Genomic DNA, 14,966 nt, shown 5'->3' on the forward strand with positions numbered 1-14,966 from the left:
ATGAGCACACCCGAGGCCACCACCAGTGCCCGGTCCAGTGCGCTGGCCGCCGGCCTGGGCGGCATCCGCGGTGTGCTGTTCGACATCGACGACACCCTGGTGGACCTGGAATTTGCCATGACGGCGGCCCTGCGCGACGTCAGCGAACACCTCCTGCCCGGCCTGGACCAGGCCGGGTGGGAGAAGTTCGGGCGGATCTTCACCCGCGAGACCACCCACTTTTACGACCGGTACCTGGCGGGCGAGCTGAGCTTCAACGAGCAGCGGCTCCTCCGCGGCAGGGCTGCCCTGGGCCACTTCGGCGTGGAGCTGGAGGAGGGCGAGCAGGCCCACCACTGGGTCAGCTCCTACGCCAGCCGGCAGCACGGCTACATCCGCGCTTTCGACGACGTTACGCCGATGCTGGACGCGCTGGATGCAGCCGGCATCCCTTACGGCGCCGTGAGCAACAACGTCCACGACTACCAGCGGGTCAAGCTGGACGCAGCGGGGCTGGAGCGCATCAGTGTGCTGGTGGGGACGGACACGGTGGGTGCGGCGAAGCCGGATCCGGCCATCTACCTGGAGGGCGTCCGCCGCCTCGGCATCGGCGTCGGCGAAACGCTGTACGTGGGGGACAACCGCCTCCTCGATGCCGACGGCTCGACGGCAGCGGGCCTGCTGGGCGTCTGGCTGAACCGCGGCGGGGAACCGGCCCCGGGCTTTGCGGGCCGCGAGGTCGGTTCCCTGCTGGAGCTGCTGGCCTAACCTTCCGCCGGGGCGGTCCCGCCACGTGCCCGGCGGTTCCGCAGCCCCAGGAACGCGCCGACTGAACCCAGACCCAGGACACCGACGATCCCGAGGGCCATGGCCGCGTCGGACTGGCCGACCATCGTCGACGGCGAGACGGCCGCGGCCCCCGAGTACAGGGTGCCCGTGCCCTCGGCAATCCGGGCGTTCCCGTCGGCGAGCTTGTCCGCTCCGGTGGAAAGCTGCGAGGAACCGGACGCCAGTTTTGTGTTGCCCGCCGAGAGCTCGGTGGCTCCCGAGGCGAGGGCCTGGGATCCGTTGAGCAGCCCGGGGTTGGCCGGATCCGCGGGATCCCCCTTGATGCCGGCGTTCAGCGCCACGGTCCCGTCCGCGAGCCGCGAACTGCCTTCGGTCATCCGCGCGGCCGCCCTAATCAGTCCAGGCCGTGCGGGGTCGCCTGGAACACCGTCCATGCCCGTTCGGATCTTTGCTGTTCCGTCGGCCAGGAGCTGGGTGCCCAGAACCACGCCGGGGCTCTGCGGGTCCCGGCTGTTGAGCTTGCCGGCCAGCGTCCCGAAACCAGCGGTCAGCTTTCCCGTCCCCGCGTGCAGCTGGCCTGCTCCTGCCTGCAGGCGCCCAGCCCCGGCCTGCAGCCGCGAGGCTCCCGCGTCAAGCTTCTGCGCTCCGGCGGTGATTTTGGCGATTTTGTCCTTGACCACGGACAACGGCACCAGGCCCTGCACGGGGTCCGAGGCTGCGGCCTGCAGCAGTTCGAGGGCCTGCGCGAGGGCTGCCGTTCCGGTGCCCGCTGCCGGGTCATTGCCGGCGCCCCGGTAGCCCTTGAGCTGGACCGTGCCGGCGGCGAGTTCACCGGTACCCGCTGCCAGCCGGGCCGCACCCGCATCAAGCTGCGTGGCGCCGTCGGCCAGGTTGTTCTCGGCGTTGCCGGCGGCCGTGGGGGTCAGGGCGGCCGAGAGCTGCACGGCTCCGGCGGCAAGCTTCTGCGCGCCGTCGTCGACTTTGTAGACGCCGGGGGCGAGTTTGTTGTTGACGTCGGTTTCGATCTTGACGGCTCCCGTCGCCAGCTGGTCCGCTCCGGCCTGGAGCTTCTCAGCCCCGGGAGCAAGCTTTTCGCTGATCCCCGCATGTATTTTTTCGGCACCGGCTGAGAGCTTGCCGGCGCCGGTGTCCGCCTGGCCGGCGCCGGTTGCGAGTTTGCCCGCACCGTCCTTCAGCTGCGTGGCTCCGGCGGAGGCCTGCCCGGCGCCGTCCTTGAGCCGGGCGGAACCATCCGCTATCCGGCCGGTAACGAGCGTGTAGAACCCCAGAAGGGCAACGAGCAAAAGGGCGAGGACGGCAATGGCGATCTGTTGGGCGCGGGGGCGGGTCGGGCTGATGGCGGCGGCACGGCTCTGTGTCACAGATGGTTCCTCTCGACGGTGTTGCCGGCAGCGGCTCTGCTGCCGGCCCCCGGCTGTGACGCAGCTAACATTCGAAAATGCCCATGCAGCTGCCCGCAGCGGAGTGGGGGAGGGGTGGTTACTCGTTGGTAACTTACCGAGCGTAAACTTGTTGACCCCGGATTAGCAAGGGTTTCCGCGTGCGGGGAATGCGACCGGCGTTCCAAGGGGCCGTTTCACGGGCGGTTCGCCGGCCGATTTGTGCGCAGGAAAACTCTCGGGTAAAGTAATTACTCGTGCTGAGGCGCCGGGAGCGCGGGTTTAGACCCACGAACCCGGCCCGAAAGTTCCATTGGGATATGGTGTAATTGGCAACACTACGGTTTCTGGTACCGTCATTCTAGGTTCGAGTCCTGGTATCCCAGCTCTGAAAAATCCGCGGAATTCCGCGGTTGATCAGGGGTTTTGAGTCGGTCCGCCGATTTGAAACACTTGCTGAGTGTATGAAATAATCGCTTAGCGCGAATGGCAGAAATGCTGTTCTGGAGAGTACGCGGCCCCATCGTATAGCGGCCTAGTACGCTGCCCTCTCACGGCGGTAACGCGGGTTCGAATCCCGCTGGGGTCACAGACAGAACGGTCCCGGGCATCAGCCCGGGGCCGTTTTTCGTTTGTCCCGCAGCCCGCGATCCGGAATCGGCGCGGCCCTGAACTGGCATGATGATGCGGTGAGCTCCGACGAAACTCCCGGCCAGGCCGTTGAACTTCTGGAAACCGTCCACCGCGATCTTGCTGCGGTGGCCCTGCCGCTTGCCCTCCCCGGTGCGGATGCCGCCCGGCGGGACATCGGCGATGCCCTGGCCCAGCTCGACGACTACATCCTGCCGCGCTACAGGAGCCTGGATGCGCCCCTTCTCGCCGTGGTGGGCGGCTCCACCGGCGCCGGGAAATCCACGCTCGTCAATGGACTCGTGGGGCACGCCGTCACCCGCGCCGGTGCCATCCGGCCCACCACGCGGCAGCCCATCCTGCTGCACCACCCCGCCGACGGGCAATGGTTCGAGGGGCAGCGGGTCCTGCCGAGCCTGAACCGGATCCGCGGGACGGTGGGCCAGCAGCCGTTGCCCGCCAGCCAGGCCGGCCCCACCCCGGACTCCGCCGCGATCTCCTCGCTGGTGCTGGTCGCCGATACGGCCGTTCCGCAGGGGATCGCTGTGCTGGACGCTCCCGACGTCGACTCGATCTCTGCTGATAACCGCAAGCTCGCCGGCCAACTGCTGGCGGCCGCCGATTTGTGGGTCTTCGTCACCACCGCCAACCGCTATGCCGACGCCGTCCCCTGGCATCTGCTGCTGGACGCGGCCTCCCGGGACATCATGGTGGCTGTCGTGCTGGACCGGGTGCCCCCGGGCGCCGAAGCGGAGGTCAGCGCAGACCTCCAGTCCATGCTCAACCGGGAAGGTCTGGGCGCCGCACGGCTCTTCATCGTCCCCGAGACGGCCCTGGACGGGATGGGCATGCTCCCGTCCGGCGCTGTCGAGCCGCTCCGGCTCTGGCTCCAGGGACTCGCCGTGGACGCTGCCGGCCGCTCCGACATCGCCCGGCGGACGCTCAACGGGACCGTCAAGGCTCTGGGCGGCCGCGTCGACGCCGTGGCGCAGGCCGCCAACGCCCAGGACCATGCGGCCGAGGTCCTTGCGCGGGACGCCCGGGACGCCTACCGGGACGCCGTGGCAAGGATCCTTGAGGCCACCCGTGACGGTGCGCTCCTCCGCGGCGAGGTCCTGGCCCGCTGGCAGGACTTCGTGGGTACTGGCGAGTTCTTCCGGGCGATGGAGCAGAACATCGGCCGGTTCCGGGACCGGGTCGGTGCCTTCTTCCGGGGCGAACCGGCACCGGCGGTGCGGGTGGAGACAGCGATCGAAACCGGGCTGCAGGCCGTCATCATCGATGAGGCCGCCAACGCGGCCGAGGACACGGACCGGCGCTGGCGCTCCGATCCGGCCGGCCGCCAGCTGCTGGGCTCCGACGACCTCTCCGGAACCTCCGAAGGCTTCGCCGAGAAGGCCGCTGCCGAGATCCGGGCCTGGCAGGGGAGCCTCATGGAACTGATCCGGACCGAGGGCCAGGGCAAGCGCACGCAGGCGCGCTGGCTGTCCTTCGGCATCAATGGCCTCGGCGCCGCCCTCATGATCGTGGTGTTCTCGATGACCGCCGGACTCACCGGGCTGGAAATCGGCGTCGCCGGAGGCACCGCCGTCGTCGGACAGCGGCTGCTGGAAGCGGTGTTCGGTGAGGACGCCGTCCGCCGGCTCGCCCGGACGGCCCGCGAGGACCTCCACGCCCGCTGCCAGCAGCTGCTCGAGGCTGAACAGCAGCGCTTCCTGGCCCGGCTAGAGATCCCCGGCGGGGTCGCCCCGGCGGTGCTCGCCAGCCACGCCGCGGCGCTCCGACGCCTGGCGGCCTCCGCATGAGCCGCCACGGCGCCGCCGCAGAGGCTTCCCGGCTGGACCGCCGGCTTTTTGCCCTGAACGAGGCACGCGAACTGGCCGCCGGGGCGCTCCCGGAAGATGTCCTGGACGGGGTCCTCCAGGTGCTGGACCGGGCGAGTTCCCGACGTTCCCTCTCGGCGGACCACACCGTTGTCGGATTCTTCGGGGCCACCGGCAGCGGAAAGTCCTCCCTTTTCAACGCGGTCAGCGGCGAGGAGATCGCGACGGCGGCCGTCCGGCGGCCCACGACCTCCGAACCGCTCGCCGGAATCTGGGGTGCCGAGGGCAGCGGCGAGCTGCTGGACTGGCTGGAAGTCCGGAACCGGCACCACGCCGCCCCGGTCCCCGGTTTCGCCGACGACGGCACGGGCCTCATCCTCCTGGACCTTCCCGACTTCGACTCCACCCGCGCCGCCAACCGGGCGATCGTGGAACGGATGGTGGGACTCGTCGACGTCCTCGTCTGGGTGCTTGACCCGCAGAAATACGCCGACGCCGCCGTGCACAACGATTTCCTCACCCCGCTGGCCGCCCACGGCGCCGTCACCCTGGTGGTGCTGAACCAGATCGACCGGCTCCCGGAGCGGGACGTTCCGCCGGTGCTGGAGTCGCTCACGGCCATCCTCGCGCGGGACGGCCTGGGCAAGGTGCAGGTCATCGGCGCCTCCGCCGTCGTGGGCAGCGGGGTCGACAAAGTCCGGGCCGCCATCCGCCAGGTGGCCAGGCAGCGGCAGGCCCAGTCCCAGCGCCTCGGCGCGGACGTCACGCAGGCCTCGGCCCGGCTCGCTGAAGTGTCGGGCGACGGCGAGGCAGCCGGGGTCACGGCCGCGTCGAAGGCCCGGCTGGCAGAGGAACTGGCCGTGGCCGCGAACGTCCCGCTCGTGGTCGAGGCCGTCGTCCGGTCCTACCGGCTCGAGGCGACCCGCCGCACCGGCTGGCCGGTGACGCGCTGGCTGGTCCGCTTCCGGCCCGATCCATTGCGCCGGCTGAACCTGCGCCGGGAGGGCGCCAACCCTGAACTGAACCGCACATCCCTGCCGCCGGCCGGCGCCCCGGAGCGGGCCCGCACGGATGCCGCGGTCCGGGAATTCGCCGATGCGGCGTCCGACGGCGCCCCCGGCCCCTGGCGGGCCGTCATCCGAAGTGCCGCCCGCGAGGGCAGGGAGCAGCTTCCTGACGCGCTGGACCAGGCCATCGCCTCCACGGAGCTGAAAGCCGGCGGCACGTCCTGGTGGTGGACGGTGTTCAATGTCGTCCAGTGGGTTGCCCTGCTGACGGCCTTGGGCGGGTTCGCCTGGCTCGGCGTCCTGGCGGCCTTGGGCTATTTGCAGCTTCATGTGCCGGAAGTACCGCTGGTGCAGGGCTGGCCGGTGCCGACCGTGATGATCGCGGGCGGGGCGCTGTTGGGGATCGTCCTGGCCGTCTTGGCGAAGTTCATCGCGGGCGCGGCTGCCAGGGCGCGGGGCCGGGCGGCCCGGAAACGGCTCAAGGCGTCCGTCGCGGCCGTGGCGGCGGATCTTGTGGTGGAACCCGTGGAGCTTGAGGTCAGCCGGCTGGGGTCGTTCAACAAGGCTCTGCGGGCGGCGCGCTGACCGGCGCTGCAGCCCGGCGGCGGCGACGGCGCTGCTGCATCAATGCTGCCGCGGCTACAACAGTGCCGCGGCGTCCCGGACCTTGATCATGGTGCGCAGATTGCGCGTGGTGGTGGATGCCTTGTACTTCGGCTTCGAGGACAGCTTGCTGAACGGGCTGTCCAGCGTGCCGCCGGCGGGCGCCAGCCACGCCAGGGCTTCCGGTCCCAGCAGGGTCATTTCTGCCCCGTCCATCGCGCGGCCGGCCTCGTAGAGCTCCGTAAGAACTTCGGCGTCCGAGCCCAGCGTGAGGTAGGTGTGCGTGGAGGTGTCGTCCGCGGGGTAGGGGCACGCAGCCACGAGTTCACCCACACGGTCCGCCGCCAGGACCACCACCCAGGCGTCGTAGCCGAAGGCCTCCCGGAGGCACGCCTCGAACTCCTTCTTGACGGCGGCCTGTGGCAGCTCGCTTGAGAGCACGACATTGCCGCTGGCCAATAGGGTCTTCACGTCCGAAAACGGGCGGGACTTCAGTGCTTCCTTCAGCTCGGCCATCTTGATGGTGATGCCGCCGACGTTGACGCCGCGCAGGAAGACCGCATAGCTGTTCATGCGGACAGCCTATGCCTTCAGTCGTTGGTCTTGCGCAAGGCCTCCGTCAGCACGCGGGCCGCGTTGCAGACCACTTCGGCGTGCAGCCGGCCGGGCTGTCGGGTGAGGCGCTCGATCGGCCCGGAGATCGACACCGCAGCGATGACGCGGCCGGACGGGCCGCGCACGGGGGCAGAGACAGAGGCAACCCCAGGCTCGCGTTCGCCGAGGCTCTGGCCCCAGCCCCGGCGTCGTACTCCGGCCAGGACGGTGGGGGTGAAGCGGGCGGCCTGCAGGCCTTCCAGAAGGCGGTCGTGGTCCTCCCACGCGAGCAGCACCTGGGCGGCCGAGCCGGCCTTCATGGACAACTGGGTGCCGACGGGGATGGTGTCGCGAAGGCCGATGGGCCGCTCGGCGGAGGCCACGCAGACGCGCCAGTCGCCCTGCCGGCGGAATATCTGGGCGCTCTCGCCCGTCGCATCGCGGAGCTGCATCAGGACCGGCCCGGCGGAGGCGATCAGGCGGTCCTCGCCGGCGGCTGAGGCGAGCTCCACAAGGCGGCTGCCGAGCACAAAGCGGCCCTGGATGTCGCGGCTGACCAGCCGGTGGTGGACCAGCGCCAGTGCCAGCCGGTGCACGGTGGGCCTCGCCAGCCCCGTGGCCGCAACAAGCTGCGCCAGGGTGGTAGGGCCTGCCTCAAGTGCGTCAAGCACATGGGCCGCTTTATCGATGACACCGACTCCACTAGAATTGTCCATGTAATGATATTGCCGTCTCATTATCTGAGATGCAAGTCAGTGCGCTGGCGCATGACGCGGGAGTGCTGATTCAGTGGAGACAGCAAGCTGGCAAGCACGTACACCGCAGTGAAGGGAGCAGGCCGTGGCAAAGACACTGGCCGAGAAGGTCTGGGACGCGCACGTGGTGCGAAAGGGCGACGGCGAAGGAGCCAACGCCCAGCCCGACCTTCTCTTCATCGACCTCCACCTGGTGCACGAGGTGACGTCGCCGCAGGCCTTTGAGGGCCTCCGGCTGGCCGGGCGCCCGCTGCGCCGGCCCGACCTCACCATCGCCACCGAGGACCACAACACTCCCACGCTGGACATCGACAAGCCAATTGCCGATCTCACCAGCCGCACGCAGATCCAGACCTTGCGCAACAACTGCCAGGAGTTTGGTGTCCGGCTGCACTCCCTCGGCGACGCTGAACAGGGGATCGTCCACGTCGTCGGCCCGCAGCTTGGCCTCACCCAGCCGGGCATGACCGTGGTCTGCGGCGACTCGCACACCTCCACCCACGGAGCGTTCGGCGCCCTCGCGATGGGCATCGGCACGTCCGAGGTGGAGCATGTCATGGCCACCCAGACGCTGTCCCTGAAGCCTTTCAAGACCATGGCCATCAACGTCGAGGGCACCCTGAAGCCGGGCGTTTCCGCCAAGGACGTCATCCTGGCCGTCATCGCCAAGATCGGCACCGGCGGAGGCCAGGGCTACGTGCTTGAGTACCGCGGCTCGGCGATCCGGGCGCTGTCCATGGAAGCCCGGATGACCATCTGCAACATGTCCATCGAAGCCGGCGCCCGCGCCGGACTCGTCGCCCCGGACCAGACCACGTACGACTACATGTTCGGCCGCCCGCACGCGCCGCAGGGCGCCGACTGGGACGCCGCCGTCGAATACTGGAACACCCTGCGCTCCGAGGACGACGCCACGTTCGGCGTCGAGGTGGACCTCGACGCCGACACCCTTGAACCGTTCGTCACGTGGGGGACCAACCCCGGCCAGGGCGTGTCCCTGTCCGCCAAGGTGCCCTCGCCCGAGGACTTCGGCGACGAGAACGCCAAGGCAGCGGCGGAACGCGCGCTGCAGTACATGGGGCTGGAGGCCGGCACGCCGATGAAGGACATCCGGGTGGACACCGTCTTCCTGGGCTCCTGCACCAACTCCCGGATGGAGGACCTCCGGGCCGCGGCGGACATCATCCGCGGGCGTACCAAGGACCCCAACATCCGGATGCTCGTGGTGCCCGGTTCCGCCCGCGTCCGCCTCGAGGCCGAGGCCGAGGGCCTGGACAAGGTCTTCAAGGACTTCGGCGCCGAGTGGCGCTTCGCCGGCTGTTCCATGTGCCTGGGCATGAACCCGGACCAGCTGGAACCGGGGGAGCGCTGCGCCTCCACCTCGAACCGCAACTTCGAGGGCCGCCAGGGCAAGGGCGGGCGCACGCACCTGGTCTCCCCGGTGGTGGCAGCCGCCACGGCGGTCCGCGGCACCCTGAGCTCGCCCTCGGACCTGGACCCCGCTCCCGAGTCCGCCACGGTCAGCGCCGGCGCGGCGTAGCGTCCAGCAGTTCCTGATCCACACAGCCCAGATCCATACAGTCCAGAAGGATCCGCCATGGAAAAGTTCACCACCCACACCGGCATCGGCGTCCCGCTGCGCCAGAGCAACGTCGACACGGACCAGATCATCCCGGCCGTCTACCTCAAGCGCATCACCCGCACCGGTTTTGAGGACGCCCTGTTCGCGGCCTGGCGGAAGGACCCGGCGTTCATCCTGAACCAGGAACCCTTCGACGCCGGCTCCGTGCTGGTTGCCGGCCCCGACTTCGGCACCGGCTCCTCCCGGGAGCACGCCGTCTGGGCGCTCAAGGACTACGGCTTCAAGACCGTGCTGTCCTCACGCTTCGCGGACATCTTCCGCGGCAACTCCGGCAAACAGGGCCTGCTCGCCGCTGAACTGGCACAGGACGACATCGAGCTCATCTGGAAGGAGCTGGAGAATGCCCCGGGCACCGCGGTCACCGTTGACCTCGTCTCCAAGACCGTCCAGTGCGGCAACATCGTAGCGCCCTTCGACATCGACGACTACACCCGCTGGCGCCTCCTCGAAGGCCTGGATGACATCGGCCTGACCCTCCAGCATGAGGAAGACATCACCGCGTTCGAGGCCACCCGGCCCAGCTTCAAGCCGAAGACGCTGCCGGCCAAGCTGTCCTGAAAGCCGTCTCCTGCAGCAGCGCGGGGTCATTAATCGCCCATCCCGGGCCCTGGGACGGGCCGGAAGTGACCCCGCGTTGTTTTGCTTTTGACGGCGGGAACGGCGGCGAAGTCGAGGGCCCGGACCGTGCCGTATTTCAGATCGGTAACGCTAGCTCCTATGCTTAGCAGGTGCCTTTGTAAGGATTTGGGGGCGAGTAGTCGTGAGGAAACCGGTATATGAGTAGTGTTCTGACAATCCGCGGAGGCGTCCCGCTGACTGGCCGCGTCACCGTGCGCGGGGCCAAGAATCTGGTCCCCAAGGCCATGGTGGCTGCCCTGCTGGGCAACGAGCCGTCCGTGCTGCGCAACGTCCCTGAAATCAAGGACGTCGAGGTTGTCACCAGCCTGCTCCAGCTCCACGGTGTCACCGTCGAGAAGGACCCCGTCACGGGGGACCTGACCCTCGATCCGACCAACGCGAAGACGGCGTCCCACACGGCCATCGACGCGCACGCCGGCGATTCCCGCATCCCGATCCTGCTGTGCGGTCCCTTGATCCACGCGATCGGCGAGGCCTTCATCCCCGACCTGGGAGGCTGCAAGATCGGCGACCGCCCCATCGACTACCACCTGAACGTGCTGCGGCAGTTCGGCGCTGTCGTCGAGAAGCGCCCCGGAGGCATCCACATCTCCGCGCCCGGCGGCCTCAAGGGCGCCAAGATCTCCCTGCCGTACCCGTCCGTCGGCGCCACCGAGCAGGTCCTGCTCAGCGCCACGCGGGCCGAGGGCATCACCGAACTTTCCGGCGCGGCCACCGAACCGGAAATCGTCGACCTCATTGCAGTCCTGCAGAAGATGGGCGCGATCATCAGCGTCCAGACGGACCGCACCATCCGGATCGAGGGCGTCCCGGACCTCGGCGGCTACAACCACCGCGCCCTCTCGGACCGCAACGAGTCCGCGTCCTGGGCCTCCGCCGCACTGGTCACGCGCGGCGACATCTTCGTCGAGGGCGCCACGCAGCGCGACATGATGACCTTCCTTAACACCTACCGGAAAGTCGGCGGCGGGATGGACATCGGCGACGACGGCATCCGCTTCTATCACAAGGGCGGCAAGCTCAACCCGCTGGTCCTCGAGACGGACGTGCACCCCGGCTTCATGACCGACTGGCAGCAGCCCCTCATCGTTGCGCTGACGCAGGCTGAGGGCGTGTCGATCGTCCACGAAACCGTGTACGAGAACCGCTTCGGCTTCACCGACGCCCTCATCCGGATGGGCGCCAACATCCAGGTCCACCGCGAATGCCTGGGCAGCGTGCCGTGCCGTTTCGGCCAGCGCAACTTCCTGCATTCAGCCGTGATTTCCGGTCCGGCCCAGCTGACCGGCACGGATATTGACGTACCGGACCTGCGCGGCGGGTTCAGCCACCTGATCGCCGCGCTGGCCGCCAACGGCACCTCAAGGGTCACCGGAATCGACATCATCAACCGCGGCTACGAGCGCTTCACCGAGAAGCTCGCGGGCCTGGGCGCCGATTTCGACATCACCGCAGCCGAGTAGCGGGGACCACGTGAAGGAAACGGCCAAGAGCCACATCACTTTTGTCGTTGTTGCCGGGATTGTCCGGCCGGTCATGAACCTCCTGATGCGGAAGAAATGGCTCGGCTTGGAGAAGCTTCCCGCCGGCGGCTTCATCGCAGCACCCAACCACTGCACCGAAATCGACCCCCTGGTGGTGGGGCACATGCTCTACAACCAGCAGCGGATGCCGCATTTCCTGGCGAAGGCCGGACTCTTCAAGGTCCCCGTGCTGGGGTTCGTGCTGCGCGCCACCAAACAGATCCCCGTGGAACGCTCGACGTCGGGCGCCAACCGCTCGCTGCAGATCGCCAAGGAAGTGGTGGACGAAGGCGGAGCCATCATCATCTACCCCGAGGGCACGCTGACACGGGACCCCGAGCTGTGGCCGATGAAGGGCCACACCGGTGCCGCGCGGATGGCGCTCGAGAGCGGAATCCCGGTGGTGCCGATGGCCCACTGGGGTGCCCACGAAGTGCTGCCCCGCTATGCCAAACGGATGTACGTCTTTCCCCGGAAGACCTCCCGCCTGGTGGTGGGCGATCCCGTGGACCTCAGCGCCTTCGCCGGACGCCCACTGGACAAGGCCACCCTCACCGAGGCCACCAACGTGATTATGGAGGCCATCACCGAGCTCCTGGCCACCCTCCGCGGCGGTCAGCCTCCGCTGGTCCGCTGGGACCCCTCGGCCCACAACCAGTCCGCGCACGGCCGCTTCATCGACCAGGACGGCAAGGCCGGGGGTTCAACCGGCGGCGGCGTGGGGAACACTCCCGACGCCGGATCAGCCGACGCCGGCACAGCCACCGGCACGGACGGCGCCCAATGACGGCGGACCTCGGCGGGACGGGCTCCGCCACCACGGTTGCCGTCCTCGGGGCGGGATCGTGGGGGACCACGTTCGCGAAGATCCTCGCTGACGCGGCCACGGCCTCCGGCGTCGAGCGCGATATCCGGCTCTGGGGCCGGCGGGGCGAAGTGGTCGACCAGATCAACCTGAAGCACCGGAACGAGCAGTACCTCAAGGACATTGCCCTTCCGCCCAGCATCACCGCGTCCACCGACGTCGCCGAAGTCCTCGCGGGCGCCCAGCTGGTGGTCCTGGCCGTTCCGGCGCAGACCCTGAGACCGCAGCTGCGCGAATGGAAGCACCTCGTGGAACCCGGCGCCCTGGTGGTTTCGCTAATGAAGGGACTCGAGCTGCACTCCGACGCCCGGATGAGCGAGGTCATCTCCGAGGAACTCGGTATTCCCGCCAGCCGGATCGCCGTGGTCTCCGGACCCAACCTGGCCATGGAAATCGCCCGGGAGGAGCCCACCGCGTCCGTGGTGGCCTGCTCCGACCCGGCCGCGGCCGGCTGGATCGCCCGCAGCTGCACCGCCCCGTACTTCCGCCCGTACACCACGGGCGACGTCGTCGGCGTCGAGATCGGCGGTATCGTCAAGAACATCATCGCGCTTGCCGTCGGCATCTGCGAAGGCAAGCGGATGGGTGACAACACCAAGGCCTCAGTCATCACGCGGGGCCTCGCGGAGACCTCCCGGCTCTCGCTCGCCCTGGGCGGCGAAGTGCAGACGATGGCCGGGCTGGCCGGCCTTGGCGACCTTGTCGCGACCTGTTCCTCGCCGCTGTCCCGGAACCACACCGCCGGACGGCTGCTCGGCAAGGGCCTGACCCTGGACCAAGTAACGGCGGAAATGACGCAGACGGCCGAGGGGATCAAGTCCGCCCAGGCGGTCCATGAGCTGGCCGGCAAGCTTGGCGTCGAAATGCCCATCACCGCGGCCGTGGTTGCCGTACTGGCCGGAAAGCTGTCCGTCGACGAACTGGGGCCGCTGCTGCTGTCCCGGGACCTGAAACCTGAAGGCGATTACTGAGCGTGTCTGAAGAAAACGTGAACACCGAAGGCCAAACCGCCCGGCCCCGCGTGGCGGTGCTGTTTGGCGGCCGTTCCAGCGAACACGCCGTCAGCTGCGTGACGGCGGCCGGGGTCCTCGGCGCCATCGACCAGACGAAGTATGAGGTCATCCCGATCGGGATCGCCAAGACCGGCCAGTGGGTGCTGGCTTCCGGCGACACCCGCGACTGGTCGCTCTCGGCGTCGTCCCTGCCCGAGGTCGTTTCCTCCGCGCGGACGGTGGCGCTGACCGAAATCGGCGGCGAACACCAGCTGATCGTGGCCTCACCGAATGAGGTCCCACAGGAACTCGGCGCCGTCGACGTCGTGTTTCCGCTGCTGCACGGCCCGTTCGGCGAGGACGGTACTGTCCAGGGCTTCCTGGAACTGTCCGACACCCGCTACGTGGGCGCCGGTGTGCTGGCGTCCGCCGTCGGCATGGACAAGCACTTCATGAAAGTGGTGTTTGAATCCGCCGGGCTCCGGGTTGGCCCGTACATCGCCGTCACGGACCGGCAGTGGCGCAACGACCCTGAGACCGTCCGCAAGCGCGTGGACCAGCTCGGCTTCCCGGTCTTCGTCAAACCCGCGCGGGCAGGCTCCTCCATGGGCATCTCCAAGGTGGACTCCCTCGAGGGGCTCGACGCCGCGATCGAAGCCGCCCGAGAGCACGATCCAAAGCTTGTCATCGAGGCCGGCATCGTGGGCCGCGAAATCGAGTGCGCCGTGCTGGAAGGCCGGGGGACCGACGCGCCCCGGACGTCGATGCCGGGAGAGATTTCCGTGGCCGGCGGCGGGCACGAGTTCTACGACTTCGACGCCAAGTACGTGGACGACGCCGCGGCCCTCAGCTGCCCGGCCGACCTCCCGGACGAGGCCATCGCCCGGGTCCGCGAGCTGGCCGCCGTGGCGTTCGACGCCGTCGGGGCCGAGGGACTGAGCCGGGTCGACTTCTTCTACACGCCCGAGGGTGAACTCATCATCAACGAGATCAACACGATGCCCGGGTTCACACCGAAAAGCATGTACCCGCAGATGTGGAATGCCTCCGGCCTGGGCTACGCGGAGCTGATCGACGAGCTGATCCACTTGGCGCTGCACCGCAAGACCGGCCTGCGCTAGCCGGCGGCCAGCCCTGCGGGCGACCGCCGGGCTGCGGCGGGTTATCGGCTCGTCGGAAGGTTCTGCAGGTCCGCCTGGCCCACGCAGTTGCGTGTTGCCGGCACTTTCGCGGCGGCGGCGGCGAGGTCTGCCGTCACGGTGGCGGCACTGATCTTGTCCGGGTCCAGCAGGATCTCGGTGGCCGGTTCGCGCCCGAAGGTGGTCAGCGTCCACACCGGGTCGCCCTCCTTGATGACCCAGTCGACGCCGTTCACGCTCATGCACCGGTCCGTCGTCGGGCCCGGAACATTCACGCCGCAGCGCAGGACCACGAGGGACGGGTCACCCCAGGCAGCGGTGGCCTGGCTGTTGGTCTTGCGCAGCTTGGCCTCGCCGATCGCATCCGGCAGCGCCACCATCATCGGGGCGCAGGCGGCGTTTGCGGCGTCCTTGGCGGGTACGACGTCGACGACCGGAGCGCAGGCGCTCAGCACGATCCCGGCGGCCGCCGCCGTGGCCAAAATACGGAACGGACGTGCGGAAGCCGGGAAACGGAAGCGCTGCATTCTTTAAGCCTATCCCGGTGGGGGCGCAGCGCCATACGGCCCAGGAAGCGCCCGGAAAC

13 protein-coding genes and 2 tRNA genes are annotated in these 14,966 nt (G+C 68.8%); 11 read left to right on the plus strand and 4 right to left on the minus strand.

Annotated features, from left to right (window positions below):
• Positions 1-747, plus strand: a complete 747-nt coding sequence (locus AC1DF4_RS13080) for an HAD family hydrolase (protein ID WP_476913448.1) — start codon at positions 1-3, stop codon at positions 745-747.
• On the opposite strand, the gene AC1DF4_RS13085 is transcribed toward AC1DF4_RS13080, so the two are convergent.
• Positions 744-2,150, minus strand: coding sequence for a hypothetical protein (locus AC1DF4_RS13085; protein ID WP_476913299.1), 1,407 nt, complete (start codon positions 2,148-2,150; stop codon positions 744-746). The genes AC1DF4_RS13080 and AC1DF4_RS13085 overlap by 4 nt on opposite strands.
• A gap of 332 nt (positions 2,151-2,482) precedes the next feature.
• Here AC1DF4_RS13085 and AC1DF4_RS13090 point away from each other — a divergent pair.
• From AC1DF4_RS13090 to AC1DF4_RS13105, 4 genes are all read left to right on the plus strand, one after another.
• Positions 2,483-2,554 (plus strand) — tRNA-Gln (locus tag AC1DF4_RS13090).
• A gap of 130 nt (positions 2,555-2,684) precedes the next feature.
• Positions 2,685-2,757 (plus strand) — tRNA-Glu (locus AC1DF4_RS13095).
• Positions 2,758-2,857: 100 nt separating this feature from the next.
• Entirely contained in the window at positions 2,858-4,603 is a 1,746-nt protein-coding gene (locus AC1DF4_RS13100) for a dynamin family protein (protein ID WP_476913300.1), read from the plus strand.
• Positions 4,600-6,213 carry a GTPase gene (locus tag AC1DF4_RS13105; protein ID WP_476913301.1) on the plus strand — a complete coding sequence of 538 codons (1,614 nt, stop codon included), beginning with the start codon at positions 4,600-4,602 and terminating at the stop codon, positions 6,211-6,213. The genes AC1DF4_RS13100 and AC1DF4_RS13105 overlap by 4 nt, the downstream gene beginning before the upstream one ends.
• Positions 6,214-6,267: 54 nt before the next feature.
• Here the strand turns inward: AC1DF4_RS13105 and AC1DF4_RS13110 are convergent, their stop codons facing one another.
• Together AC1DF4_RS13110 and AC1DF4_RS13115 are read right to left on the minus strand one after the other, a co-directional pair.
• Positions 6,268-6,804: a DUF1697 domain-containing protein gene (locus AC1DF4_RS13110; RefSeq protein WP_476913302.1), complete on the minus strand. Its 537-nt coding sequence runs from the start codon at positions 6,802-6,804 to the stop codon at positions 6,268-6,270.
• Positions 6,805-6,821: 17 nt separating this feature from the next.
• Positions 6,822-7,541 carry an IclR family transcriptional regulator gene (locus AC1DF4_RS13115; protein WP_056426387.1) on the minus strand — a complete coding sequence of 240 codons (720 nt, stop codon included), beginning with the start codon at positions 7,539-7,541 and terminating at the stop codon, positions 6,822-6,824.
• Between the two features lie 124 nt (positions 7,542-7,665).
• Between AC1DF4_RS13115 and leuC the strand changes: the two genes are divergently transcribed.
• The 6 genes from leuC to AC1DF4_RS13145 all read left to right on the plus strand — a co-directional run bounded on the left by leuC (position 7,666) and on the right by AC1DF4_RS13145 (position 14,362).
• Positions 7,666-9,120 carry a 3-isopropylmalate dehydratase large subunit gene (gene leuC, locus AC1DF4_RS13120; RefSeq protein ID WP_476913303.1) on the plus strand — a complete coding sequence of 485 codons (1,455 nt, stop codon included), beginning with the start codon at positions 7,666-7,668 and terminating at the stop codon, positions 9,118-9,120.
• Positions 9,121-9,177: 57 nt separating this feature from the next.
• A complete protein-coding gene (leuD, locus tag AC1DF4_RS13125) occupies positions 9,178-9,780 on the plus strand; it encodes a 3-isopropylmalate dehydratase small subunit (RefSeq protein WP_476913304.1) in 603 nt (200 codons plus the stop codon).
• A gap of 218 nt (positions 9,781-9,998) precedes the next feature.
• Positions 9,999-11,324: a UDP-N-acetylglucosamine 1-carboxyvinyltransferase gene (gene murA / locus AC1DF4_RS13130; RefSeq protein WP_441406533.1), complete on the plus strand. Its 1,326-nt coding sequence runs from the start codon at positions 9,999-10,001 to the stop codon at positions 11,322-11,324.
• A gap of 10 nt (positions 11,325-11,334) precedes the next feature.
• The gene (locus AC1DF4_RS13135) at positions 11,335-12,171 is read left to right on the plus strand and encodes a lysophospholipid acyltransferase family protein (RefSeq protein WP_476913305.1); all 837 of its coding nucleotides are present in this window, start codon (positions 11,335-11,337) and stop codon (positions 12,169-12,171) included.
• Entirely contained in the window at positions 12,168-13,220 is a 1,053-nt protein-coding gene (locus tag AC1DF4_RS13140; RefSeq protein ID WP_476913306.1) for an NAD(P)H-dependent glycerol-3-phosphate dehydrogenase, read from the plus strand. The genes AC1DF4_RS13135 and AC1DF4_RS13140 overlap by 4 nt, the downstream gene beginning before the upstream one ends.
• A 2-nt stretch (positions 13,221-13,222) precedes the next feature.
• Positions 13,223-14,362, plus strand: a complete 1,140-nt coding sequence (locus AC1DF4_RS13145) for a D-alanine--D-alanine ligase family protein (RefSeq protein WP_476913307.1) — start codon at positions 13,223-13,225, stop codon at positions 14,360-14,362.
• 41 nt (positions 14,363-14,403) lie between these two features.
• Here AC1DF4_RS13145 and AC1DF4_RS13150 read toward each other — a convergent pair whose 3' ends face one another.
• Positions 14,404-14,907 carry a DUF3515 family protein gene (locus AC1DF4_RS13150; RefSeq protein WP_476913308.1) on the minus strand — a complete coding sequence of 168 codons (504 nt, stop codon included), beginning with the start codon at positions 14,905-14,907 and terminating at the stop codon, positions 14,404-14,406.
• Positions 14,908-14,966 lie beyond the last annotated feature (59 nt).

This window comes from Arthrobacter sp. 05N429 (genome assembly GCF_056397045.1).